General features: G+C 69.9%; 23 protein-coding genes and 1 pseudogene. 16 read left to right on the forward strand and 8 right to left on the reverse strand.

Annotated features, from left to right (window positions below):
• Positions 1-15 precede the first annotated feature (15 nt).
• Positions 16-1572, reverse strand: a complete 1557-nt coding sequence (locus VJN29_RS19680; RefSeq protein WP_324145338.1) for a CYTH and CHAD domain-containing protein — start codon at positions 1570-1572, stop codon at positions 16-18.
• A 123-nt stretch (positions 1573-1695) separates the two neighbouring features.
• Here VJN29_RS19680 and VJN29_RS19685 point away from each other — a divergent pair, with 123 nt between their 5' ends.
• From VJN29_RS19685 to VJN29_RS19695, 3 genes are all read left to right on the forward strand, one after another.
• Positions 1696-2274: a DUF2243 domain-containing protein gene (locus VJN29_RS19685; protein ID WP_324145339.1), complete on the forward strand. Its 579-nt coding sequence runs from the start codon at positions 1696-1698 to the stop codon at positions 2272-2274.
• Positions 2271-2789, forward strand: a complete 519-nt coding sequence (locus VJN29_RS19690; RefSeq protein WP_324145340.1) for an SRPBCC family protein — start codon at positions 2271-2273, stop codon at positions 2787-2789. Before VJN29_RS19685 ends, VJN29_RS19690 begins: the two co-directional genes overlap by 4 nt.
• 118 nt (positions 2790-2907) lie before the next feature.
• Positions 2908-3405 carry a hemerythrin domain-containing protein gene (locus VJN29_RS19695; protein ID WP_324145341.1) on the forward strand — a complete coding sequence of 166 codons (498 nt, stop codon included), beginning with the start codon at positions 2908-2910 and terminating at the stop codon, positions 3403-3405.
• Between the two features lie 18 nt (positions 3406-3423).
• Here the strand turns inward: VJN29_RS19695 and VJN29_RS19700 are convergent, their stop codons facing one another.
• Complete coding sequence (locus VJN29_RS19700) at positions 3424-4164, reverse strand: DUF2071 domain-containing protein (protein ID WP_324145342.1); 741 nt, start codon at positions 4162-4164, stop codon at positions 3424-3426.
• Between the two features lie 124 nt (positions 4165-4288).
• Here VJN29_RS19700 and VJN29_RS19705 point away from each other — a divergent pair, with 124 nt between their 5' ends.
• Both VJN29_RS19705 and VJN29_RS19710 read left to right on the forward strand, forming a co-directional pair.
• On the forward strand, positions 4289-6631 hold the full coding sequence (locus VJN29_RS19705) for a nitrate reductase (protein WP_324145343.1): 2343 nt from the start codon (positions 4289-4291) through the stop codon (positions 6629-6631).
• Positions 6628-7119: a hypothetical protein gene (locus VJN29_RS19710; protein WP_324145344.1), complete on the forward strand. Its 492-nt coding sequence runs from the start codon at positions 6628-6630 to the stop codon at positions 7117-7119. Before VJN29_RS19705 ends, VJN29_RS19710 begins: the two co-directional genes overlap by 4 nt.
• A 173-nt stretch (positions 7120-7292) precedes the next feature.
• On the opposite strand, the gene VJN29_RS19715 is transcribed toward VJN29_RS19710, so the two are convergent.
• Positions 7293-7730, reverse strand: a complete 438-nt coding sequence (locus tag VJN29_RS19715) for an aromatic ring-opening dioxygenase LigA (protein WP_324145345.1) — start codon at positions 7728-7730, stop codon at positions 7293-7295.
• Positions 7731-7824: 94 nt separating this feature from the next.
• Positions 7825-8478, reverse strand: coding sequence for a CueP family metal-binding protein (locus VJN29_RS19720; RefSeq protein ID WP_324145346.1), 654 nt, complete (start codon positions 8476-8478; stop codon positions 7825-7827).
• Between the two features lie 374 nt (positions 8479-8852).
• Between VJN29_RS19720 and VJN29_RS19725 the strand changes: the two genes are divergently transcribed.
• The 3 genes from VJN29_RS19725 (at position 8853) to VJN29_RS19735 (ending at position 12627) form a co-directional block, all read left to right on the forward strand.
• Entirely contained in the window at positions 8853-9593 is a 741-nt protein-coding gene (locus VJN29_RS19725; RefSeq protein ID WP_324145347.1) for a response regulator transcription factor, read from the forward strand.
• A gap of 41 nt (positions 9594-9634) precedes the next feature.
• Positions 9635-10753: a sensor histidine kinase gene (locus tag VJN29_RS19730; RefSeq protein ID WP_414654432.1), complete on the forward strand. Its 1119-nt coding sequence runs from the start codon at positions 9635-9637 to the stop codon at positions 10751-10753.
• Positions 10754-10833: 80 nt separating this feature from the next.
• Positions 10834-12627 (forward strand): hypothetical protein, encoded by a 1794-nt coding sequence (locus VJN29_RS19735; RefSeq protein WP_324145348.1) that lies wholly within the window; start codon positions 10834-10836, stop codon positions 12625-12627.
• On the opposite strand, the gene VJN29_RS19740 is transcribed toward VJN29_RS19735, so the two are convergent.
• The 3 genes from VJN29_RS19740 to VJN29_RS19750 form a co-directional block, all read right to left on the reverse strand.
• Positions 12529-13023 carry a TMEM175 family protein gene (locus VJN29_RS19740; RefSeq protein WP_324145349.1) on the reverse strand — a complete coding sequence of 165 codons (495 nt, stop codon included), beginning with the start codon at positions 13021-13023 and terminating at the stop codon, positions 12529-12531. The genes VJN29_RS19735 and VJN29_RS19740 overlap by 99 nt on opposite strands.
• Positions 13024-13221: 198 nt before the next feature.
• A complete protein-coding gene (locus VJN29_RS19745; RefSeq protein ID WP_324145350.1) occupies positions 13222-14817 on the reverse strand; it encodes an FAD-dependent monooxygenase in 1596 nt (531 codons plus the stop codon).
• A 13-nt stretch (positions 14818-14830) separates the two neighbouring features.
• Positions 14831-16306, reverse strand: a complete 1476-nt coding sequence (locus tag VJN29_RS19750; RefSeq protein ID WP_324145351.1) for an amidohydrolase family protein — start codon at positions 16304-16306, stop codon at positions 14831-14833.
• A gap of 215 nt (positions 16307-16521) precedes the next feature.
• On the opposite strand from VJN29_RS19750, the gene VJN29_RS19755 reads away from it, so the two are divergent.
• The 5 genes from VJN29_RS19755 to VJN29_RS19775 all read left to right on the forward strand — a co-directional run bounded on the left by VJN29_RS19755 (position 16522) and on the right by VJN29_RS19775 (position 20711).
• Entirely contained in the window at positions 16522-17331 is an 810-nt protein-coding gene (locus tag VJN29_RS19755; protein WP_324145352.1) for an IclR family transcriptional regulator domain-containing protein, read from the forward strand.
• 77 nt (positions 17332-17408) lie between these two features.
• Positions 17409-18650, forward strand: a complete 1242-nt coding sequence (locus tag VJN29_RS19760; RefSeq protein WP_324145353.1) for a CoA transferase — start codon at positions 17409-17411, stop codon at positions 18648-18650.
• Entirely contained in the window at positions 18647-19453 is an 807-nt protein-coding gene (locus VJN29_RS19765) for a citryl-CoA lyase (RefSeq protein WP_324145354.1), read from the forward strand. Before VJN29_RS19760 ends, VJN29_RS19765 begins: the two co-directional genes overlap by 4 nt.
• Positions 19454-19488: 35 nt before the next feature.
• Positions 19489-20352, forward strand: a complete 864-nt coding sequence (locus tag VJN29_RS19770) for a hypothetical protein (protein ID WP_324145355.1) — start codon at positions 19489-19491, stop codon at positions 20350-20352.
• Positions 20349-20711, forward strand: a complete 363-nt coding sequence (locus VJN29_RS19775; protein WP_324145356.1) for a hypothetical protein — start codon at positions 20349-20351, stop codon at positions 20709-20711. The genes VJN29_RS19770 and VJN29_RS19775 overlap by 4 nt, the downstream gene beginning before the upstream one ends.
• Before the next feature lie 33 nt (positions 20712-20744).
• On the opposite strand, the gene VJN29_RS19780 is transcribed toward VJN29_RS19775, so the two are convergent.
• Positions 20745-21860, reverse strand: coding sequence for a transposase (locus tag VJN29_RS19780; protein ID WP_324145357.1), 1116 nt, complete (start codon positions 21858-21860; stop codon positions 20745-20747).
• On the opposite strand from VJN29_RS19780, the pseudogene VJN29_RS20415 reads away from it, so the two are divergent.
• From VJN29_RS20415 to VJN29_RS19790, 3 genes and pseudogenes are all read left to right on the forward strand, one after another.
• Positions 21829-22077: pseudogene (locus VJN29_RS20415) on the forward strand (transposase); the annotation flags it as partial. The gene VJN29_RS19780 and the pseudogene VJN29_RS20415 overlap by 32 nt on opposite strands.
• 78 nt (positions 22078-22155) lie before the next feature.
• Positions 22156-23139 carry a quinone oxidoreductase family protein gene (locus tag VJN29_RS19785; RefSeq protein ID WP_324145358.1) on the forward strand — a complete coding sequence of 328 codons (984 nt, stop codon included), beginning with the start codon at positions 22156-22158 and terminating at the stop codon, positions 23137-23139.
• A gap of 41 nt (positions 23140-23180) precedes the next feature.
• On the forward strand, positions 23181-23699 hold the full coding sequence (locus VJN29_RS19790; protein WP_324145359.1) for a DUF488 domain-containing protein: 519 nt from the start codon (positions 23181-23183) through the stop codon (positions 23697-23699).
• The last annotated feature ends 21 nt before the right edge of the window (positions 23700-23720 follow it).

A 23720-nucleotide genomic window follows, 5' to 3' on the forward strand; every position in this document is an offset into this window, starting at 1 on the left:
CGGCGCCTGTGCGATTCAAGCGCGTTTCCCCGTCCAGCGGTGCAGCTGCTTGTGCCGGAACCTACGCCAGGCGTCGGAGAAGTCCGCTTCGACGCGTTCTGCCCGAGCCTGCTCCAAGGCGTGCAGACGCCCGTAGGTGAAGGCGTTTTCACCGGCCAGATGGGCCTGCATGGCCAGCTCGCGGAGCCGCTGGCGGGCGACGACGGAGTCCTGATGCAGCCCGAGCGCCGTCTGGATCTTCTTGGCCGCCTTGGTCAGGGAACGGGCCCGCTTGCCGAGCACTGGCTTTGCCATCTCGGCGGCATAACGCAGGCGCTTGGCCTTCTTCCGCGCCTCGTGGAAGGCGATGTCGCGTGCCGTCGAGTCCTCCGCCGAGTCGATCGCACCGACCTCCCGGCGCAGCCTCCTGACATCCCGGGCCAGCAGCCGGGGCAGGACCTTCTTGGCGGGCTCGTCGGCATCGTCGGTGAACGGTGGAGAGGCGACGAGCTCGTCCAGGGCGTCGAGCAGGTGCAGGTACCGGTCACTGTCGAGGCACTCCAGGGCGCGCTCGCGACCGATCCGGAAGTCGGCACTCAGCTGGTCATCGATCCGCGAAGCCGCTGCGCCGACCACCAGGTCAGCGGGTTGCTGCGCCAGCTCATCCCTCAGGTGCTCCCGCAACACCTGAGCGTCTCGCGCGGGGGCGAACGCCTCGCCGAGCCAGCGCAGCTCGTCGCGCACGAGGTCGGTTGCCTCCCGGTCGAGCAGTGGGCGGCAGGTGACGAGCGCGGACCTCAGCCGACGTGCCGCGATCCGCAGCTGGTGGACGCCCTCGGCCTCACCGGTCCGCACGGCCGCGTCCTGTGTGTGCAGCCGAGCGATGTGCTCGGCCAGATGCGTCTGGAGGAGCTGCCCGGCACTGCCCTTCCGCAGCTCCTTGTCCGACGGCTTCGCGAGTGCGTCGCCCACGACGTCACCCAGCGTGCGGCTCAGCTTGGACGCGGATGCGGCCGGGGAGGCACCTGCGGCCAGCAGCTGCTCCTCCACGAGGTCGAGCAGGTCCTCGGACCCGCCGTCGAGCTCCAGCTCCCACTCGCGCCACGACTGCACTGCCTCCCGGTCGGCCGACTCAGCGGCCTCTTGGACAGCAGCGAGCGGTGCCGCCTGCACCTCGTCGTCACAGACTCGGGCCAGGACGGCGCCCTCTCCGTCCTGCAGGGCGTACTCACGACGGACGGTGCTCACCTCGGCAACCGGGACGAGCGGACGGTCGCGCACGAGAGCGCGCACACGGGCACGAAGGGCGGCGGGCACGCTGTCCCCTGCATCCCCCAGCGGCTCATGCACCTCGGTGCGGCTGTCCCCGGACCTGGGCAGCTTGAGGTGCCACCCCTCGTCCGTGCCCCCACTGCGGCGTCGCAGGGTCAGTCCCCTGCGCGCCAGGTCGAGTCCCGGAGTGTCGAAGTAGACCGCCTCGAGCCGGAACTCCTGGGCCTGACCGACCGAGCGCACTCCCCCAACGGCCGAGAGGTCGGGGAACACGACCTCCGAGCCGACGTCGTACTTTCGCTCGATCTCGTCCTGGTCCACGGCCATACCCTCACCATGCCCCAACGAATGCATGGCAGGAAACCGGCGCATGCCACCGAGCACCTGCCAACGCGTCCGCCTTCCCGTCTGGGACCGCGCGCTCACCACGGGTACGCCCCTCACATGAGCGGCGGACAAGGGCATGAACGGGTGGACGATGCACGGCTGCCGAGCAGGGCGCCGGGAGTCCTCTTCGGGCTCGGCCTCGGCGGATTCATCGATGGGATCGTGCTGCACCAGATCCTGCAGTGGCACCACATGGTCAGCGATGTCCCGGCCTACCCGGTCACCACTGTGGCCGGGCTCGAGGTCAACACGCTCGCTGACGGCTTCTTCCACCTCGCCATGTGGTTGCTGGTCGTGGCAGCCGTCGTCGTGACCATCGTCGAGCGGTGGCGCGGGCGGCTCGCGCCGAACTGGAGCTTCCACCTGGGGCTGATGATGCTGGGCTGGGGGATCTTCAATGTCGTCGAGGGTCTGGTCGACCACCACCTCCTTGGCATCCATCACGTGCGCGACGACGTGGGCGGCCCGCTTTCGTGGGACCTCGGTTTCCTGTTCTTCGGGTCGCTCCTGATCGCCGGGGGATGGCTCCTCCACCGACGCGGTGCGCGGCAGCTCCGGGAGCGGCTGTACCGGCCGCGTCCACCTGCTGGAGACTGGGTCGGTACACCAGGCACGCGCGAGGAGAACAGCGCATGACCATCGAAGCGACCGGCCGCGTCGAGCCGTCGGCGAGCGGACCTGTCATCGTCATCGAGCGGACCTTCCGCGCCCCGGTCGCGGACGTGTGGGACACCGTGGTGGATCCGCAGCGGATGGACCGCTGGATCGGCACCTGGACGGGCGAACCCGGTGCGGGCAAGCGGGTGGCGTTCGTGATGAGCGCCGAGGGCGCGAGCGAGCCCGAAGACGTGCTGATCCATGGCTGCGACCCTCCGAGCCACCTCGACGTCGAGTCGTTCCAGGCCGCCGGCTCATGGCGGCTGGCGGTCGATCTGGCTGAGAAGGGTGGCCTCACCACGCTGGTCTTCCGGCAAGTCGTCGACCCCGCCGACGAGGCGGCGAGCAGCTACGGCCCCGGCTGGGAGTACTACCTGGATCGACTCAGTGCCGTGCTGGAGGGCACGGAGTTCGCGGCATGGGACGACTACTACCCGGCGCAGCTGGCCCATTGGCAGGAGCAGCTCCGGCGGTTCATCTCAGACGAGCCCTGAAGCCGGATCGGCTCTGCGGGCCCGCTACAGCTGCGCACGACGGGGTAACCCATGGTCGTGCTGGTCCGCCCCCGGCGAGCCCGCACGCCTTTCACCCACCGGCCACCGAGGAGGCACCATGTCCACCGACGCCATCGTCATCCTTCGCGACGACCACCGCGAGGTTCGCACCCTCTTCCGTGAGTTCCAGAAGAGCTCGACGACGGAGGCACGCCGCAGCCAGATCGTGGGCAAGGTGATCGAGCTGCTGACCATGCACACCTACATCGAGAACGAGGTGATGTACCCCGAGGTGCGCGCGCTGCTGCCTGAGCTCGAGGACGACATCCTCGAGTCGTACGAGGAGCACCACGTGGCCGACGTGCTGACGATGGAGCTCTATGGGATGAACCCGGCCGATGAGCGCTTCAAGGCCAAGACCATGGTCCTCATCGAGAGCGTCACGCACCACATGGACGAGGAGGAGAGCGAGTGGTTCCCCAAGGTGCGTGAGAAGCTCGGGCGCAAGCAGCTCCAGGACCTCGGCGAGCAACTGCTCGAGGCGAAGAAGCGGGCGCCTCGCTCGCCCGCGCAGCCCAGCGCACTCAAGAAGGCGGTCGACGCCGTCGTCTCGTGAGATCAGCCCGCGGGTCTCTCACCGCACGACCCGCGGCAGTCCGACGCGCACCGCGGTCACGCCCTCGGAGAAGTGCACCACCGGGTCCTGGACAGTGGGCAGTCCGGCGGCCGCGGTGAGGCCCTCGCGGCAGGACTGCAGCGTTGCGGATCGCAGCGGCCAGGGCTCGTGCTCGACCGGCGTGACCAGGAGGCTTCCCAGGTGCATGGTGTAGGCGCGCCAGCGCCCGGTGAGCCAGACGTCCAGCTCTGAGGGCTCCATGGCTGGGCCAGGCTGGATGGTGAGGTCGAAGAGCTCGGGCCGACCGGTTCGCGACCCGGCATACCGCACGGCCCCCTCCGCTCGATCGAGGCGCACGCGCGACGCGAAGTACGGAGCACCGGCGAAGGCGCGAGCCGCTGCGGCCACCGCAAGATTGGCGACGTCCAGCGAGAAGAACCACAGCCCATCGCTTCCGTCCGGGCCACGGACGTAGGTGCGCAGGTTGATCTCCCGAGCGCTGGACAGGTCAGGCAGGCATCCACCGAGGACGCCTCTGAGGTCGGGCAACAACGGAAGTCCCAGCGGCCGCATCTCCGCCATGACATGCGGGGCCAACGTGATCCACGCGGAGCCGCCATGAACGTCCGCGGTGAGGCCTGGCGGCAACAGCGCCTGGATCGAGTGGGTCGGCACTCGCCAGTGCACGAATCCCGCCACCAGCCATGACGTTCGCAACACCGGGGTGGGGACACGCTGCCCTGGGGTGAGGCCTGCCATGTCCGGAACCGTACCCAACCCTCGCGAGCCCGGATCGCAGCGGTTCCTCGCAGGGCCTCGGCGGGTAAGAACCTGCTCAGGAGCGGGCGCAGCAGCCCGCTGCCGTCGGTAGGAGGGTAGTCCAGTGAGCACAGATCGCATCCAGGATGTCTGGGGGCCACGCACTCCACACGGGCCCGACGCGACGTGGGCGGGCCGCGTCGACAGCTACCTCGACGACGGCGTGAGCGAGTCGGAGGTCGAGTGGCACCAGTCCGCCTGCGTGCTGTGCTCGAACGGCTGCGGGATCGACATCGCGGTCCAGGGCGGCCGGATGGTGGGCGTGCGCGGTCGTGAGCAGGACCGAGTCAACCGCGGACGGCTCGGCCCCAAGGGACTGTTCGGCTGGCAGGCCAACCGATCCCCGGACCGGCTCACGACGCCACTGGTCAGAGTCGACGGCGAGCTGCGGCCGGCCTCCTGGGACGACGCCATGCACGTGGTCGTCGAGCGCAGCCGCGAGGTCCTCAGGACTCAGGGCCCACTCGGGATGGGCTTCTTCACGACCGGCCAGCTCTTCCTGGAGGACTACTACACGCTCGGCATCATCGCTCGGGCCGGCATCGGGACACCGCACCTCGACGCCAACACGCGATTGTGCACCGCCACCTCCGACTTCGCCCTCAAGGAGTCCTTCGGCACCGACGGCGCTCCGGGCAGCCTCACCGACTTCGACCTAAGCGACACCCTTTTCCTGGTCGGTCACAACATGGCCGAGACCCACACCGTGCTCTGGGCGCGCGTTCTCGACCGGCTGGACGGTCCCGCGCCCCCGCGACTGGTGGTAGTCGACCCCCGACGCACGCCCGTGGCTGAGCGAGCCGACGTGCACCTGGCGATCCGTCCCGGCACGAACCTGCCGCTGCTCAACGGCATCCAGGCAGCACTCATTCGCAACGGCGCCATCGACAGCGACTTCGTTGCCCGGCACACAGTCGGATTCGACCGGCTCGCCGAGGTCGTCAGCCACTACGACGCCGACATCGTCGCGGAGATCTGTGGTGTCCCCGCGGCCGACATCGAGCGCGCCGCGGAGGTCATCGGCAATGGCCGGAGCCTGGTGTCGACCTGCCTCCAGGGCGTGTACCAGTCCCACGAGGCCACGGCGTCCGCCTGTCAGGTCAACAACATCACGCTGCTGCGCGGCATGATCGGCAAGCCCGGTTGCTCCGTCTTCCAGCTCAACGGCCAGCCCACTGCGCAGAACACCCGCGAGACCGGCGCCAATGGCGACTTCGTCGCAATGCGCAACTGGCAGAACCCGGGCCACGTCGCAGAGCTCGCGCGCCTCTGGAACGTGGAGTCATCCCAGCTCCCCTCCTGGGCGCCGCCGACCCACGTCATGCAGATGATGCGGTATGCCGAGGAGGGCTCGATCCGGTTCCTGTGGGTGAGCGGCACCAACCCGGCGGTCTCCTTGCCCGAGCTGCACCGGATCCGGTCGATCCTCCAGCAGGACCGGCTCTTCCTCGTCGTCAGCGACGCGTTCCTCACCGAGACGGCAGCCCTTGCCGACGTCGTCCTGCCTGCGGCCATCTGGGGGGAGAAGCTCGGCACCTTCACGAACCACGACCGGACGGTCCACCTCTCCGAGCGGGCGGTCGCTCCCCCTGGTGAGGCCAGGCCGGACATGGAGATCTTCCTGTCGTATGCCGCTGGGCTGGGTCTGCAGGACAAGGACGGTGAACCTCTGGTCAAGTGGCGCACGCCGGAGGAGTGCTTCGATGCCTTCAAGGAGGTGACCCGCGGCCGACCCTGCGACTACAGCGGCCTGACGTACGAGAAGCTGCGCGGCGGATCAGGGATCCAGTGGCCCTGCAACCAGGATGCGCCCGACGGCACAGAGCGGCTCTACACCGATCATCGGTTCAACACCGAGACGGACTACTGCGAGGACTACGGCCATGACCTGACGACCGGGGCGTCATTCGAGCGCAAGGACCACGCCGACCTCGGGGCAGCTGGCCGGGCGATCCTCAAGGCGGCACACCACTACCCGCCTCACGAGCCGGTCAGCGCTGAACGGCCGTTCCTGTTCACCAGCGGTCGCCGGGTTTACCACTTCCACACCCGCACCAGGACCGGGCGGGCACCGCAGCTCCAGAACGCGGAACCGACGCCGTGGGTCGAGCTCGCGGCTGCAGATGCACAGGCGCTGGGCATCGCGGATGGAGACCTCGTCCGCGTGGAGTCGGCCCGCGGACATGTGGTGGCGCCGGCCCGTCTCACCGGTTCACGAGAGGGCGTCGTCTTCGCGCCCTTCCACTACGGCTACTGGGACCGCATGGAAGGCACGGCCTCCAGCCCGTCTGCCGAGGAGCGGCGACCCACCGCCGCCAACGAGCTGACGCTGACGGCTTGGGATCCCGTGTCGAAGCAGCCGCAGGTCAAGCTCGCTGCAGTCAGCGTGAAGAAGGTGTCCTCATGAAGCTGGACAAGGCCGTCGAGCTGGTCACGGAGGCGGAGGAGGACCTCGCCGAGAAGCTCGTCAAGCTCGCCGGGAGGCACGCCACGGAGCACGACGTCTACCACTTGGGGCACCAGCTCGCCGAGCGGAGCCGGGGGCACCTGGCCAGGCTCAAGCCGTTCGCCGAGCAGCTGGGCGCCAAGGCGCCGGACGGCGAGACCGGTGCAGCCGACGGCGGGCCCGCCGACCGCCTGCGACGGATGTCAGCGGCGGTACTCGGACGGTCCGAGGCGACCGGGATGATGCTGCTCCTCGACCTGCGCGACGCCTACCTCGTCGCGCAGCGCGTCGAGATCAGCTGGGTGATCCTTCTCCAAGCGGCACGTGCGGCGCGTCGCGTCGAGCTCGAGAATCTCGTCACGACATGCCACGAGGAAGCCGAGGGCACGGCGAAGTGGCTACGCACCCACATCAAGGTCAGCGCTCCCCAAGTGCTGGCCACCGGCTGAGCCGGCGCGGGGGGACGAGGAAGAGCAGATGGGCCAGTCCGGCCCGCTGGACGTGGGAGTCCAACCCGGCTTGAGTAGGCCTGTGCCACCGAAGAACTGAGCCGTATGCCGCTGAGCTGGCTCAGCGGCATACGGCTTGGTTGGGGTTCCTTCCGAGGAAGGTCACGCCTCGGTCAGGCGGGCGCCCGCTCGTAAGCGACCTCCCGGCGACTCAGGGAGACGAGCGCCCAGCCGATGAACACCTGCATCAGGCCGAGCACCATGGCCATGGCGGCAACGCCGAAGGCGACGACCGACGTGAAGAGCGATGCACGCAGGAAGGATGCGGACATCGCGGTCTGACGCAACGGGTCGTCGCGGTCCAGCTGGGCGTAGGTCTTGCCGTTGGTCGCCTCGAGGGCGTGCTCGTCGATGATCTGGGCCTGGGCGTAGGCCGAGAACGGACCGTCCACCTCGTCGCCGGCGAGGAAGGCGGCGTCGTCAGCAACGGTGATGTTGGCGGCCTTCAGCTCGTTGTGGACCATGTAGTAGGTGACGCCTCCAGCGATGATCATCACGATGCCGACGATGGCGACGATCGTCCCTAGGGTCCTTGCGGTACGGCTGGGCATGCGCGTTCCTCTCCTGGTGAACCTGTCCGGTCAGTATGGCTGTCAATGGGACTCGCTTGGTGGATGACAGGTCCCGCGCGCCCGCGTGTCCCTGTCAGGTGAGCTTCAGCGTCGTCAGGCAGGTCGGAGCCTGCTGACCGGTGGAGATGGCCGCCGTCGCCGAGCGCCCCTCGTGCGTCACGGTGACGGTGCCCTCGATGTCACGTGGGAGCCAGAAGCCGACGAACCCGTTTGCATAGGTGCGGGCCGGGCCGTCGACCAGGGTCTTGCCGGCCGAGTCGACGATCGTGACATCGACGGTCTGGTCGGCCAGCTCGCCCGTGCAGGTGGTGAGGCTGTGGTAGTAGCACTCGTGGGTCCGGCTCACGTACGGCGCAATCGACAGGTAGAACCGCCCGTCCGGCAGCTCGACCCAGGACTCGCCCGAGTCGTCCCTGAGCACCAGCGAGTCGTAGCGGACCGACGCGAGGACATCGCGCTGGCGTTGCCCGGTCTGCTGGTCGAGGGCCTCGATGACCTCGGTGGCGCTTCGACCGGTGAGGCCGAGCCTGGTCAGGATGCCCTGCGCAGTCGGGTCGCCCTGCGCCGCGACGGACGACGCCGCGCCCTGCACTGGCGGTGCAGGACTCTCGGTGCTGCTGGCACAGCCCGCGAGGAGCACCAGCGAGGCGGCTGCTGCTGTCGCCACCACGAGAGGAGTGCGTCGGGATCGCTGCTGGCGGTGGGCTGGGAGCTGTCGGCTGGTCACGGCATCACTGTCCCCGAGCACCCTCAGCGTTCGGCAAAGGGTCCATGAAGGTCTGATGAAGGCGGCCGCTCGGACCCTTGGACCGAGCCGATGTCCCGCGGTCGACGGTCGAGAAGGACCGTCCGCACGACATAGCCCACGAACACCCAGAAGGCGATGGTGCCAAGAAGCATCAACGCCCACATCCACCAGGCGAAGTACCCCCAGCCGTGGTGCCACACGATGACCATCTCCTCACGTTCGCCAGATGTCCTGGGCGCCATGCTCCGTCGGCCGGGTCTGCACTCCCCGAGGATTCGGTGAAGGTTTGACGAAGTTCGCGCTCCCGGGAACGCGAGGGCGTGCAGCGGGCTCGGAGCGAGCAGACTGGCGCCATGGACTCCCCTCGGCCGGAAGCCACCTCGTCCACACCAAGGGTTCTCGTCGTCGATGACGAGCGCCCGCTTGCACACATGGTCGGCTCCTACTTGGTCCGGGCGGGGTACACGGTGTCCGAGGCCTACACAGGACCCGATGCGGTGTCCCTGGCCCGGGAGCTGGATCCCGACGTCATCGTGCTCGACCTCGGCCTTCCCGGGCTCGACGGCATCGAGGTGTGTCGCCAGGTGCGAACCTTCTCCGACTGCTACGTCCTCATGCTCACCGCGCGGGGCGATGAGGTGGACCGCATTGTCGGGCTCACGGTTGGTGCCGACGACTACATCACCAAGCCGTTCAGCGCCCGCGAGCTCGTCGCCCGGGTCCAGGCGGTGCTCCGTCGCCCCCGCCGGGACACCGGCGCGGTCGGTGGCGGCAACGGTCCGAGCGAGGAACCGCCCCGGGTCTTCGGCGAGCTGTCCATCGACCCGGCGGGGCGCAGCGTCACCGTCGGTGGGCAGCCAGTGGCCCTGACCCGGACGGAGTTCGACATCCTCGACGTCCTCTCGGCCCGCCCGAGGTACGCCTTCTCGAGGCGCCAGCTCATCGACGAGGTCTGGGACATCGCCTGGGTCGGCGATGAGCACATCGTCGACGTCCACATCGGCCACATCCGCCGCAAGCTCGGGGACGATCCCGCCGCCCCGCGGTACATCGAGACGGTTCGCGGCATCGGCTACCGGATGGGCAGGGGTTGAGCGGCGTGAGTCGGTGGACCGGGATGAGCGGGATGAGCGGGATGAGAACGGACAGCTCGACGGGCGCCCGGGGCGGGCTCGCCTCACGGCTCATGCTCGCCCAGGTCCTGGTCCTGGGTGCCAGCGTGGTCACCGCGGGCGTGGTCGCTGCCATTGTTGGGCCACCCCTCTTCCACGAGCACCTGCTGGAGGCCGGTCACGCGGCCGACTCCCCCCAGTTGGCCCACATCGAGCAGGCCTACCGCGATGCCTCGCTCGTCTCCCTGGGCGTGGCCCTCGTCATCGCGCTGGCCTGCGCTGCAGCGGTCACGTGGTACGTGACGCGTCGCCTGCAGGCACCACTCGGTGCCCTGGCCAACGCGGCCCGAGAGGTCTCGCGGGGTCACCTCGGGGCCCGCGTCGGTCCCTTGGGCGCCGGAACCGAGTTCGACGAGCTGGGCCAGGCGTTCAACCTCATGGCGAGCCAGCTCGAGCAGACGGAGGACACCCGTCGGCGGCTGCTGTCCGACCTGGCCCACGAGCTGCGCACGCCGATCGCGACGCTCACGGTCTACTGCGAGGGACTCCGCGACGGCGTGACGACGTGGAACACCGAGACAGAGCGCGTCCTGACGGAGCAGACCGAGCGACTGGCGCGGCTCGCCGCCGACCTCGACGACGTATCCCGGGCGGAGGAGGGGCGCCTGGCCCTGGAGCTTTCTCCAACGCCGGTCCGCGAGCTCATCTGGTCGGCGGCCCAGGCCAAGCGCGAGGCCTTCGCTCGGCAGGGCGTCGAGCTCGACGTCCAGGCTGATGCAGCACCGGACGTGGACGTCGCTGCCGACCCGCGGCGAGTCGGCCAGGTGCTCGACAACCTGCTCGCCAACGCCCTGCGTCACACGCCTCCCGGCGGGTCAGTCCGTCTGTTCGCGCGGGCGGTCCACGACGCGGTCGAGTTCGTCGTCGCCGACACCGGCGACGGGATGAGCACGGACCAGCTGCCACACGTCTTCGAGCGGTTCTACCGGGGCGACACCGCGCGGGACCGGGAGCGGGGCGGCTCCGGCCTCGGGCTGACGATCAGCCGCGCCATCGCCGATGCGCACCACGGCAGCCTCGTGGCCTCCAGCCCGGGTCCCGGCCACGGGTCGACGTTCACCCTCGCCCTCCCCCTGCCCTGACGGCGACGCCCCTGCTCGTCGAGTGGCCCGGTGCGCAGATCCTCCCCGTGCACGACCAAGGGCTGGTCTAGCGTTCTCCCATGGAAGTGCACGGGAATCCCTTGGGCGAGAGTGCCCGTGACGAAGCAAGTCAGCTGGCCCTCGTGCGCCGGTTCGAGCCGGTCATCCGCTACGTCCGCGGCGAGCTGTTCTTCCCCATGTCGGTCGAGGACTACCTCATGCCGTCACGCCTCGTGGCCGGCTCCACGAAGAACCTTGACGTACTTGCCGATCGGGGACACCTGACACCGTATTCGCTCGCTGCGCTGGGCCGTGCCCACTCGAGCCGATCCCTGTCGATCCAGCACGTCGAATCGCCACTCAGCCGAGCGGCCTACGCCTCCTGGCGTCGGCGCCCGGATCGGGAACGGTTCCGTGCCTCGAGCCGCTTCGCGGCGGTGGGGATGCCCTCACGACTCATCGACGTCGGCCTGCGACTGACCCTGCTGCTCCGCGGGCGCGTGCCCGGTGGTTTCACGGCAGCGGCGCACCAGGCGTATGCGCGCAGCGAGCACCACGAGCGGCCGCACTACTACGCCCACGTGACGACCGATGGCGGCTACACGATCCTGCAGTACTGGTACCTCTACGCGATGAACGACTTCCGCTCGACCTTCGGGGGCGTCAACGACCACGAGGGCGACTGGGAGCAGGTGACGATCTACCTCGTCCCCGAGGCGTCGGCGGAAGGCGGATATCGCGCAGCCTGGATTGCCGCCTCCTCGCACGACGAGGTCGGTGACGACCTCCGCCGGCGCTGGGACGACCCGGACCTCACCCTCGTCGGGGACCATCCCGTGATCTTCGCCGGCGCCGGTTCGCACTCGGCGTCCTTCCTGCAGGGCGAGTACGTCATCGGCCAGCCGCTGCCGCTCCCCCCGTGGATCTCGCGCGTCACGAGGCCCTTGACCGACAGCGCGGACAGCAAGCTGCTCCGGATCCCGTACATCGACTACAAGCGCGGCGACGGCAGGTGCATCGGTGAGGGCGGCGACCGCGCCTGGACTGCGGTGCTCGTCGACGAGTCGACGCCCTGGGTCACGGAGTACCCGGGCCTCTGGGGTCTGGACACGGAGGACCCCTTCGGCGGCGAGCGGGCGCCAGCCGGACCACGCTTCAACCGTGACGGGACGGTCCGCCAGTCCTGGGCCTCCCCACTCGCCTGGTCCGGACTGGACAAGGTGCCGGCCACGGCCGCCGAGGCCACCCAGCACATCACGCGGATCCGCGACGGGCTCGCCCAGCGGGCCGCCGAGGCCCACCGTTCCCTCGAGGACCGGCGGGAGGTGCTGCGCGGCGCCTACGCGGCCGAGCGTGCCCTCGGGATCCCGGTCGCGACTCCCGGGCCGCACGTCGCGGAGCTCGACCGGGAGGTCGAGGTCCTGCGCCGGGAGGCCGTCCAGGTCAGCGAGCTGCTCGCCGGCACCGAGCGCGCGCTCGCCACGCCGATCCCGGAGGACCCGCCCCATGCGCACCTGCGCCACCGCGCCGTGCCGCTCGCCGTGACCGAGCTGGGGCAGGGCAGGCTGCTCCGGGTCTGGGCGGCCGCCTCCGCATCGCTCGTCCTGCTCGTCCTCGGCATCCTCATGCTGAACGACGCCGCGACGGTCGAGGCGCTGCTCCTGCTCGCCGGCGGCATGATCGTCATCGAGTCCGTCCTGCGGCGCCGGTTCATCCAGCTCGTCGTCGGAGCAGCAGTCCTTGCCCTCGCCGTGGTCGTCGTGTGGGCGGTCGCGTCAATCGTCCTCGGGAACCTGCAGCAGGGCTTCGGGGTGCTGCTCATCCTCGGTGCCATCTACCTCGGCGTGTCGACACTGCGTGAGGCCGCGCGCTAGCGCTCCGCCGTTCCCACTGGCCGCCCGGATCGCCTCAACCGATGGATCAGCAGGATGTGGAACACGGCAATGACGAGGTAGCCCGCGACCGCGATGACGAGCAGGAACAGCCCGAGGGCGATCATGGCGACGTAGCGGCAGGAAGGATACGAGCAGGAGCAGCAGGAGATTGATCCGCATCAGCCAGACGTCGGCATGGTCGAGGAACTCGCTCATCGCGGTGTGCGCGAGCCAGATCGCGCCGACGGTCGCGAAGCTCACGACGTAGGCCGGATAGGAGGGCCACTGGGCGAGCACGGCCCGCAGGAGGTTGCCCTCGGAGTCCGTCGGCACGGTGATCTCGAGGACGAGCAGGGTGATCGCGATGGCGAAGACACCGTCGCTGAACGCCTCCATCCTGCTCGTCCGCAGGTGACGCCCCGGCCACTCGTTCCCGGCTCATGAGTGCTTCCTTCCAACCGTCTCCATGCGCGATCCACCCGACCGGCCGGCGATGTCAGCCGTATGCCGCTGAGCCGGCCCAGCGGCATACGGCCGAGTCGTGCTCCTCCCGAGTCCGCCGGCGGTCGCGGGCATGTCGCGCGTCACCTCCCGTCAGCCGCGGGAGGCCACCTGCGCCGGGGCGGAGAGCAGCGAGGCGAGAGCGTCGGGCAGGCCCGCGGCCCCAGCCTCCGGGTCTGCTGATGCCCAGGCGATGACCCCATCCGGCCGGATCAGAACCGCGCCGGGCGCATCCACGCCGGACCCGTCGGTGAGGTGGTGGAGCCTGATGTTCAGACCCGTGCCCGCCTCGACCTGCTGGACGGCCCGGTCGTACCCAGAGTGTCCGGACGGCACGACAAGCGCGAAGCCATTGGCGGCGAGGTCCACCGTGGACACCGAACGGTCCCGGTCGATCCACCGGTGCGGGACCCGCGCGCCGACGCTCCAGCTCCCGTCCCGAGGGTTCTCGAGCGGCGGCTCCGGCAGGTCGGCACCGGCCACGGCCGACGACGCGACAACCGCCCCGAGCTCGATCGACGGGTCGTCGAGGGCGGGTTGCAGATCGTCCTTCGGCAGGGACGGGTCGACGCGCAGGGCATAGCGGGTGTAGGCCTGCTCGACGGTGAGGTCGGCGATGGGGCGTCGCTCGGTGTCGTAGGTGTCGAGCAGGCCCGGCCCGGCGATGCCGCGGTGCACCAGGGCCAGCTTCCAGGCGAGGTTGTGGGCATCAGCCACGCCGGTGTTGCCGCCGAAACCACCAGTGGGTGGCATGACGTGGGCGGAGTCGCCGGCCAGGAACACCCGGCCGCGACCGAACGACGTCGCCGTGGCCGCACTGGCGGTCCAGTACTGCACGGTCTCGATCTCGATCTGCCGCTCGTCTGCGGCCCCGAGCGCGGTGCGCACGAGCTCGACGCACCGGTCGGGCGCCAGGTCGCGGGCGACGTTGTTGTCGCGAACGCCCGCGGCGTCGAACGTGGCGAAGACGGCCAGGAACCCCGACTGGGCGTCGATGGCGAAGCGGAAGAAGCCCAACAGGTTGGGGTGGTTGACGTAGACGACACTGAGGTTGCGGTCGCCGATGAGGTCACGCAGGTCGGAGCTGAAGTAGATCGTCACGCAGTCGGCGACGTCGCCGTGCCCGGCCAGCGGAATGCCCAGCTGCTCGCGGATCCTGCTGTGGGCGCCGTCGGCGGCCACGACGTGGTCCGCGGTGATCTCGATGTCGGCGCCGCCCGAGCGCGGCCGAAGGACCGCCGCCACGTGATCCGGGTGCTCCGTCAGCGACACGAGCTCCGTCCCGAAGAGGTGCTCGGCCCCAAGGGCCACGGCCCGATCACGGAGGACCGGCTCGAGCCCGACCTGGGTGATGAAGAGCCGGGACGTCGGGCTGAGCTCCTCCACACCGGCGTTGAAGTTCGCGAAGAACGTCGCGAGCTCACGGCCCCCGAGGCTCTCGACGGCGACGATGGCACCGTTCTGGACGAACTCCAGCGCGGCAGCCTGCTCGACCGCCGACTGGATGCCGACCGACCGGAACACCTCCATGGTTCGCTGGTGGAACGAGGCGGCCCGGGGATGGATCGCCGTGCCCGAGTGGTGCTCGACGAGCAGATGCGGCACGCCGTGGTGCGCGAGGAGCACGGAGGTCGACAGCCCGACGAGGCTGCCGCCGACGACGAGGACGGGGACGTGGCGGGCGGTCATGGCAGTCGGTGTCCTACTCGGTCTGCGTGGTGTGGGTCGCGGAAGATGCGTAGTCGGTGTAGGTGTACGGGTTGTCGAGGACCTTCGTCTCGGGGATCTCGGGATTCATCCCAGCGATCCACGCCTCCTCACCGAGCTCGGACCGGAGGTGCTCCACCGTGCTGTCCACCTCGCGGCGCACGGCGGGCAGGTCGATCCCGATGAGGGCGTGGTCGTGCTTGACGACCCGCCCGTTGACGATGACCGTGTGGACGTCCCCACGCTGGGCCTGGTACACGACATGACCGAAGGGGTTGAGCAGCGGGAACATGACCGGCGAGGCGTCGTTCTTGATGAGGACGAGGTCCGCGAGCTTGCCCGCCTCGATCGAGCCGAGCCGGTCGCCGAGACCAAGGGCGCGGGCACCACCCAGGGTCGCCCACTCAACCGCCTGCTCCGCGCGCAGGTGCACGTGCGTCACGGTCTCGCCCTTCGCGTGGGCCTCGAGGTGTTCGCGGGCGCGGTCCGAGCCGACCGTCGCACGCATGGCGGTGAAGAGGTCCCCGCTCATCCAGACGGGCGTGTCCATGGACAGCGACATGTTGATCTCGTGGGATCGCAGCGCCCAGCTGGGCGGGTAGCCCTGGCCGCAGGTCTGCTCACTCTCGGAGGCGAGCGACACGTTGCCGCCGGTCGCGGCGATGCGGTTGTAGGAGTCAGCAGTCAGAGTCGCCGCGTGGACGTAGATGGTCCGGTCGTCCATGAAGCCGTGCTCGTGCATGAGCCGGATGCCGTCGTCGTTCGTCGCGCCCCAGACGCCGGCGTGCGTGGTGACCGGCGCATTGAGGTCGCGTGCCACCTCGAAGGCCGCTTTCTCCGGGAAGGCAGGGTCGCCCGTCACGTCGAAGGCCATCTGGAAGCCGAGCATGTCCGACCCGGTGAAGCGGCGGCTCACGAAGTCCCGGAACTCCGGTTTCGCGGACCACTCCCACGGACCGGCCTGGATGTTGCCGTAGGCGAGGACGAACCGGCCCGGGACCGACTCGAGCGCGTCCACGGCGGCGTCTGCATGGTCGACCGTCTGCAACCCGTGTGACCAGTCCACGCTCGTCGTCACTCCGGCATCGAGCGCCTCGATCGCGGAGAGGAGGTTGCCCGCATGGATGTCCTCCGGTCGGAACGCCTTGCCGTGCTGGAGGTAGTACCAGACGAAGTACTGCGTCAGGGTCCAGTCGGCGCCGTAGCCGCGCATCGCGGTCTGCCACATGTGGCGGTGGGTGTCGATCATGCCCGGCATGACGATCCCGTCCCGCGCGTCGATCTCGATCGTGCGCTCCGGCACGTCGAGGTTCTGCCCGACGGCCTCGACGCGGGATCCGACGACAAGGACGTCGGCGCCGGTCAGAACCGTGTTGCCGCTGTCCATGGTCAGGACCGTGCCGCCACGGAGGACGAGCGGCCGGCCGCTCTCGAAGTCGCTGCTGGTGACGCTGGGGCCTTGTGCTGTCATGGCTACCTTCCCACTCACACGAGCGCGGACAGGTGTCCGCATGTCGGTCCACTTCCGTTCAGGTCAGCGTCCTCCCCGGTCAGTTGCGGTGTCAAGACCCCGTCCCTTGGGATAGAGTCGAGCGAATCGGACAATCGTCCGGCTGCCTCGTCGCAGGCGCGGGCAGGCGGCGGATCCGGCCCACCAGCCCGCCGCAGACCCGTAGGGAGGTCGTCATGCCGCGTCGCGACGCCGATCCGGATTTCATCGAGTCGATCGCGCGTGGCTTCGACGTGATCAAGGCGTTCGAGCCGGGTCCAACGGGGATGTCACTGAGCGACGTCGCGACCGCCACAGGCCTGGCCCGGCCGACCGCCCGGCGCATCCTGCGGACCCTCGAGGCCCTGGGATACGTGCGATCGGTGGAGGGGCGTCACACCCTGACGCCGCGTGTCCTCGAGCTGGGCCTGACCTACGTCCAGTCGATGGGGCTCTGGGACACGGCCCGGCCGCACCTGGAACAGCTGGTGACCCAGACGCACGAGTCGAGCTCCATCGCGCAGCTCGACGGCTCGGACATCGTCTACGTTGCGCGCGTCTCGGTTCCGAAGATCATCGCCCTCGCGGTGCACATCGGCACCCGGTTCCCGGCACCTGCGACGTCGCTCGGCAAGGTTCTCCTCGCCGACCTGTCGCCAGAGCAGCTGGACCGGACGCTTGCCGAGCCGAGCCGGTCCGGCGTGGAGGCGCGGCACCTGCCGGCGCGAGCGGAGCTGGAAGGCATCCTGCGGGACGTGCGGGCCAAGGGCTGGGCGGCGACCGACGAGCAGCTCGCCAGAGGTGTCCGCTCGGTGGCCGTGCCGCTTCGCAACGGAGACGGGCGGGTCGTTGCGGCCGTCAACGTCACCGTGCACGCCGCCGAGACCTCTATGGACACCCTGCTGGGGTCGCACCTGCCACTCCTGCTGCGCACCGCCGCGGACATCAGTGCCGACTTCGCGGCACGTGACGCGCTCCCGCTGAGCACGGCTCGCACCGTTTCTTGACAGCACCCGCGCATGGTCGGACACTCGAATGACTACGGACGTTCGTCCGCTAGTCGGACATTGGAACGGAGTATCAGGTGGCCGACCCGCGTGACTCCCGGTCCTCGAGCGGTGCCGCCCAGGACGGCGTTCGAGCCGGCGTCGGCTCGACCGGCCCCCTCTCCGGCCTGCTCGTCGCGGACTTCTCCCGCATCCTCGCTGGCCCCTACGCGACCATGCTGCTCGGCGACCTCGGCGCGGATGTCGTCAAGGTGGAGTCGCCGGGAGGGGACGACACGCGGACCTGGCTGCCCCCCACCCGGGGCGACCTCGCGACGTACTACCTGGCCATCAACCGCAACAAGCGGTCGGTGACGCTCGACTTCGCCGACGTCGAGGACCGCGCGCTCGCGCACGAGCTCGCGGCTCGCGCCGACGTGGTCATCGAGAACTTCAAGCCCGGCGGGCTGCGCAAGTTCGGTCTGGACCATGCGTCGGTGGCCGAGCGCAACCCCTCCGTCGTCTACGCCTCGATCAGTGGCTTCGGCTCGGGGGGTGGGGCGTCCCTACCCGGCTACGACCTCATCGTCCAGGCCATGTCCGGCCTGATGAGCCTCACCGGGGACCCCGACGGCCCGCCCTACCGCGCCGGGATCTCCGTGTTCGACGTCATGTCCGGGATGCAGGCGACCATCGGCATCCTGGCGGCGCTGCAGCACCGCACCCGCACCGGCGAGGGCCAACTGGTCGAGGTCAACCTGCTGTCCACGGCGCTGTCCGGGATGGTCAACCAGTCGAGCGCCTGGGTTGCCGGCGGCGACGTCCCCAACCGGATGGGCAACGCCCACCCCAGCCTGTTCCCCTACGAGCCGTTGCCGACGTCTGACGGCGACCTCATCATCACCGCCGGCAACGACGGCCAGTTCCGCCGGCTCTGCGACGCGCTCGGCATCTCCGAGGTCGCCGATGACCCTCGCTTCGCTCACAACCAGGACCGGAACACCCACCGCGAGGTGCTGCGCCCCCTGCTGGTCGAGGCCCTCGCGAGGCGGACCCGCGCGGAGTGGTTCCAGCTCCTCAGCGATGCCGGCGTCGCGTGCGGCCCGATCAACACGGTCGAGGAGGGAGTCCGCTTCGCGACCGAGATCGGCCTCGACCCCGTCGTCAGCGTTGGCGAGGGCGACCAGGCCATCCCCACGGTTCGCAACCCCATCACGTTCTCGGCGACGCCTGCCCGCTACGTGCTGCCGCCACCGCGGCTGGGCGAGCACGACGCCGAGATCCGTGCCTGGCTCGCGGACCAGCCTGCCTCGGCGACCGTGACGAAGGGCCGCGCATGACCGAGCCCGGCTACCCGACCTCCCTCGGCGTCTCCACCGAGGCGACGATCTCGCTGCTCGGTGAGGACATCACCGAGCTGATGGGATCGGTCGGCTTCGGCGAGCTCGCCTACTGGCTCATGACGCTCCGCCGCCCGAGCCCGGGCGAGGGGCGCGTCCTCGAGGCGGTCCTCGTCGCCCTCGCCGACCACGGCTTCACCCCGACCGCCATCGCGGCGCGCCTGACCTACCTCTCCGCACCGGATGCGCTCCAGGGCGCTGTCGCAGCCGGGCTGCTGGGTGGGGGGTCGCGTTTTCTCGGCGTCACCGAAGACTGTGGCGCCTTCCTCTCGAACGTGCTCGAGCGGCACGCGGCAGCCGTGCCCTCGACACCGGACGACACGGCCGGCTGGGACGAGCTGGGACGGGTGGCGGTTCGGGAGGCACGCGAGGCAGGCAGCTACGTCCCCGGGCTCGGGCACCCGGTCCACAAGGTCGAGGACCCGAGGACGCCCCGCCTCATGGCGATCGCCGAGGAGGCCGGCGCGCTGGGACCCCACCTGCTCCTCTTCGGCGCGATCGGCCGGGTCCATGAGGAAGTCCTCGGCCGCCACCTGCCCCTCAACGGTGCGGGCGTCTGTGGCGCCGCCCTCGCGGACATCGGCATCCCGCTCGCCATGCTGCGCGGCGTCGCGCTGCTCGCCAGGACCGCGGGACTCCTCGGGCAGCTTGCCGAGGAGCAGCGCCGCCCCGTCGGCATGGACGTCTACCTCTCCGTCGACCGGCACGCGACCTACGTGCCGCCGGAGGACCCGCGTGACTGACTGCATCATCACCAACATCAGGGAGGGCACCCGACATGGCCGAGGTCGTCGCCGTCATCGCCTCGACGCACCACCCCTTCTACCTCCGGGCCAGCACCGCCACGGGTGATGCCCGGCCGCCATTCGCGGACGAGTGGGTGGCCAAGGTCGAGACCTTCCGCGCCACCCTCACGCGCGTCAACCCGGACCTGCTCGTCATGGTCGGCAGCGACCACTTCCACCAGCTCTGGCTGGACAACATGCCCCAGTTCCTCGTCGGCAAGGCGCCCTTCTACGACGCCAACTGGTACAACGAGGAGCGGGAGTTCGGTTTGCCCCGGATGAGACTCACCGGGAACCTTGACCTCTCCTCCCACCTGCTCCGTCAGGGACTCGATGCCGGCTTCGATCTCGCCTTCAGCAACGAGCTGCGGATCGACCACTCGATCACCTGCCCCATCATCACCCTGCGGCCCGAGGCGGACCTGCCGATCGTGCCGATCTACACGAACATCTTCGCTCCCCCGCTCCCCCAGCCCGCCCGCTTCGTCGAGCTGGGCCGCACCATCCGCCGCCTCGTGGAGAGCTGGCCCTCCGACCTGCGGGTCGCGATCATCGGCACCGGCCACCTGTCCCTCGAGCTCGGCGGCCCGCGGCAGTTCGGCCCCCACGGACCGGACCCGGAGTTCGACCGCAAGGCGGTGGACTGGATCGCGAAGGGCGACATCGAGGGCTGCCTGGGCGAGGTGACGCTCGACAGCCTCCACACGCCCGGCAACGCCACCCACGGCTTCATGGACTTCATGCTCATGATGGGCGTAGCAGGCGACCACGTCGCTGCCGACTACGTCGACACCCTCGACCTCTTCCACACCATGGAGGCCTACTTCACCTGGTACCCGAAGGGAGCAGTCTCGTGAGCCGGTACCTGCTGGACAAGTTCCTCTTCACCGTCGACCGGGATCCAGAGCTGGTCGAGCGCTACCGCGACGACCCGGTCGGCACGGTGGCGTGGTGGGAGGAGAACCTGGCCGGCCGTCTGCTGGGTTGTCCACCGCTCGAGGCGAGCACGTGGCAGGAGCTGACTACCGAGGAGCGCGAGGCGCTCACTTCCCATGACTACGCCGCGCTGTTCCAGCTGGGCGCGCACCCGTTCCTCACGCTCACCCTGTTCATCGCGATGTTCGAGCGCGACTACGACGAGCCGCTCGGTTTCCAGCTCGCTTACGCCGCGAAGCTCGCCCACTTCTCGCTGCCCTACCCGGACATCACGACTTGACATCCTCCCGGCCCTGGGGGGCCGGGATTCCAACTACGCGACCTTGGGAGGCCGCACGTGTTGAGGTTCGCGCTTCACCGACCGGGCCGGACTGCCCCCGTCTCCACGCGCTGTCACGGCATGCCCTGCCGCGATGTTCCGTGCCGCGTTCACATCGGCGTTGGCCTGCCACCCGCACGCGGTGCACACGAACAAGGCTTGGCTCTTGCGCGAGCTCGCATCCACCATCCCGCACACCGAGCAGCGCTGGCTCGTGTACGCCGCACTGACCGTCTCGACCCGGTCCGGAGCCTTCTGCTCGAGCCGCGTCAAGAGCTGGCCCCACCCCTGGGCGAGGATGGCCCGGTTCAGGCCGGCCTTCGCCCGCACGTTCCGCCCGGGCGCGTCGAGGGTGCCTCTCGCGGAGCGGGTCATGCGCCTGATGTTCAGGTCCTCGACGCGGATCACCTCGAACCGGGCCGCCAGGCCGGTGCTGGTCTTCTCGACCCAGTCCTTGCGCCGGTCGCCCTCACGCGCCGTGATCCGCGCGATCTGCGCCTTGGTCTTGGCGCGCCGGTTCGACCCGCGCTCCGCCCTGGCGAGTTTCCGCTGCAACCGGACCAGCCGTTCGGCCTGCTTTGGACCAGGTCGGGCCGGGCTGGTCAGCTCACCGGTGGACAGCGCGACGGCCACGGCCACGCCACGGTCGAGCCCGACGACCTCACCGGTGCCCGGCGCGGGGATCGGGTCAGGTTTCGCGGCGAACGCGATGTGCCACAGCCCGGCCCGGTCCCGGGAGATGCGGTAGGACTTGAACTGCGGGATGGCCTTGGATCGTTTGAACCGGACCCAGCCGACCTTCGGCACGAGGACCTCGGACGAGCGGCGGCTGAGCTGCTCGACCCGCAGCGCCTGCGCCCCGACGATGCGGAACCCCTCGTGGACCCCGGCCTTGCGCCAGGTCGGCCGGCCGTGGGTGCCGCCGAAGAAGTTGCGCCACGCCTGGTCCAGGTCCCGAAGCGCCTGCTGCTGCACCGTCTGCGACCCGGCCGCGAGCCACGGCTCGGCGGCGCGCGCCTCGGTCAGCTGCGCGGCCTGCGCGATAGACCCGGGCGTCGGGCCCTGCCACCGGCGCCACATCAGCCGCTGCTCGAGGCCCAGGTTCCACACGTACCGGGCGTGCGAACCCGACCACGTGCACCTGCTCGTGCGCCACCCCCGACCGTCTCTCCCGGCTGGTCAACTCCCTCAAAGGGGTCTCCCCGCTCCGTTGCGGGCCGAGCACGCCGGGCGGGTCGAGCGTGCCGGCACCCGCGGGCAGCCATGGCCACCCTCGTACTTCGCCGCGTCCTGCGGCGGGGCGCCCCTCGAGATCGTCAAGGAGTACATCCGTGGACAGCAACGACCCGGCAAGCAGCGGCTTCCTCCCCGCGCTGAAGGACGGGGTTCCCGCCCTGGATCACCGATGATCCGTGCGGCCCGCCTCGTCGCGCACGGCCGGCCACCGGAGCTGGTCCAGGCACGTGCGCCGACCAGGTCGACGGGCGAGGCCGTCGTGGCCGTCACAGCCGCACCGATCACGCCGCTGGACGTCCTCTGCGCGACGGGCACGTCGTACTTCGGGGCTCCTGCACTGCCATACGTCCCCGGTGTCCAAGGTGTCGGCACGATCGTCGAGGGCGGCCACCTCGCTGCCGGGACCAGGGTCTGGTTCCCGTCGTCGGCAGGCATGACGGCAGGAGACGGCAGCCTCGCCGAGCTTGCCATCGCCTCGGCAGCCGAGCTCGTCCCGCTCCCCGACGGCGTGCCGGACGAGCTCGTCGCCGGCCTTGGCCTGTCCGCCGTCGCCGCCTGGATGTCCCTGACGTTGCGCGCCCGACTCCAGCCCGGCGAGGGCGTCCTCGTCCTCGGTGCGGGAGGGGTGGTCGGCCAGGTGGCCGTGCAGGCGGCGCGCATCCTCGGTGCCGGTCGTGTCGTGGCCGCCGCGCGCAGTGCCGACTCTCGTGAACGCGCCATGTCGTATGCCGCTGACGACGTCGTCGAGCTCCGTGCCGGTGACGACGTGGCGGGGCTCGCCGCACGCCTGGAGCAGGCGTGCGGAGGCCAGGTCTCCGTCGTCATCGACCCACTCTGCGGAGTGCCGGGATCCGCTGCAGCCGAGGTGCTGTCGGAAGGTGGTCGCCTGGTCAACCTCGGCAGTTCAGCCGGAGCCACCGCGCACTACAGCTCGGCCACCCTGCGCAGCCGCAGCGCGGCGATCCTCGGGTACACGAACAACTCCCTGACCAACGAGCAACGCAGCGACGCGCTGACGTCGCTGCTGCGCCACGCCGCGCGGGGCAGCCTCACCGTCGACCACGAGACCGTCGAGTGGGGCGACCTTCCCGATGCCTGGGCCAGGCAGGCCGACGGGGAGGCCCGGCGGCGCATCGTCGTCCGCATCAGCTAGCTACGGTGGACCCTCGACCCGGGACAGAGGAGGGCGAGAGCGTGAGGGTCCACACCATCGGCCACTCGACACGGCCACTGGAGGAGTTCCTCGGCATCCTGCGCGGCCACGACATCTCCTCGCTCGTCGACATCAGGACCGTGCCCAAGTCCCGTCACAACCCGCAGTTCCACATCGACTCGCTCTCCCGGACGCTGCCGGACGCTGGCGTCGAGTATCGGCACCTGCCCTCCCTCGGCGGGCTGCGACAGCCCCGCAAGGACTCGGCCAACCTGGGCTGGCGCAACGTCAGCTTCCGCGGCTACGCCGACCACATGGGCACGCCGGAGTTCGCGGCCGGCATCGAGGAGCTGCTCGCCCTGGCCCGCACGCAGCCGACCGCGATCATGTGTGCCGAGGCCGTCCCCTGGCGCTGCCATCGGTCGCTCGTCGGCGACGCCCTCCTCGTCCGGGGCGTCGAGGTCATCGACATCTTCGACGAGGCCAAGGCCACCCCGGAGAGCCTGACCCGCTTCGCGGTCGTCGATGGCCTCTCCATCACCTATCCCGCCGACGACTGACGCGCCAGCTTCGCCCCGGCG

The sequence above is a fragment of the Intrasporangium sp. genome (assembly GCF_035280925.1).
In the GTDB taxonomy this organism is placed as follows: domain Bacteria; phylum Actinomycetota; class Actinomycetes; order Actinomycetales; family Dermatophilaceae; genus Intrasporangium.

Bases quoted from the DNA above. Each gene is read 5' to 3' on its own strand.
- VJN29_RS19725 (WP_324145347.1), top strand. From the start codon at position 8,853: ATGGACTCCCCTCGGCCGGAAGCCACCTCGTCCACACCAAGGGTTCTC.
- VJN29_RS19770 (WP_324145355.1), top strand. From the start codon at position 19,489: ATGGCCGAGGTCGTCGCCGTCATCGCCTCGACGCACCACCCCTTCTAC.
- VJN29_RS19740 (WP_324145349.1), bottom strand. From the start codon at position 13,023: ATGGAGGCGTTCAGCGACGGTGTCTTCGCCATCGCGATCACCCTGCTC.
- VJN29_RS19745 (WP_324145350.1), bottom strand. From the start codon at position 14,817: ATGACCGCCCGCCACGTCCCCGTCCTCGTCGTCGGCGGCAGCCTCGTC.
- VJN29_RS19730 (WP_414654432.1), top strand. From the start codon at position 9,635: ATGAGAACGGACAGCTCGACGGGCGCCCGGGGCGGGCTCGCCTCACGG.
- VJN29_RS19710 (WP_324145344.1), top strand. From the start codon at position 6,628: ATGAAGCTGGACAAGGCCGTCGAGCTGGTCACGGAGGCGGAGGAGGAC.
- VJN29_RS19735 (WP_324145348.1), top strand. From the start codon at position 10,834: ATGGAAGTGCACGGGAATCCCTTGGGCGAGAGTGCCCGTGACGAAGCA.
- VJN29_RS19700 (WP_324145342.1), bottom strand. From the start codon at position 4,164: ATGGCAGGCCTCACCCCAGGGCAGCGTGTCCCCACCCCGGTGTTGCGA.
- VJN29_RS19690 (WP_324145340.1), top strand. From the start codon at position 2,271: ATGACCATCGAAGCGACCGGCCGCGTCGAGCCGTCGGCGAGCGGACCT.
- VJN29_RS19755 (WP_324145352.1), top strand. From the start codon at position 16,522: ATGCCGCGTCGCGACGCCGATCCGGATTTCATCGAGTCGATCGCGCGT.
- VJN29_RS19785 (WP_324145358.1), top strand. From the start codon at position 22,156: ATGATCCGTGCGGCCCGCCTCGTCGCGCACGGCCGGCCACCGGAGCTG.
- VJN29_RS19765 (WP_324145354.1), top strand. From the start codon at position 18,647: ATGACCGAGCCCGGCTACCCGACCTCCCTCGGCGTCTCCACCGAGGCG.
- VJN29_RS19750 (WP_324145351.1), bottom strand. From the start codon at position 16,306: ATGACAGCACAAGGCCCCAGCGTCACCAGCAGCGACTTCGAGAGCGGC.
- VJN29_RS19695 (WP_324145341.1), top strand. From the start codon at position 2,908: ATGTCCACCGACGCCATCGTCATCCTTCGCGACGACCACCGCGAGGTT.
- VJN29_RS19715 (WP_324145345.1), bottom strand. From the start codon at position 7,730: ATGCCCAGCCGTACCGCAAGGACCCTAGGGACGATCGTCGCCATCGTC.
- VJN29_RS19685 (WP_324145339.1), top strand. From the start codon at position 1,696: ATGAGCGGCGGACAAGGGCATGAACGGGTGGACGATGCACGGCTGCCG.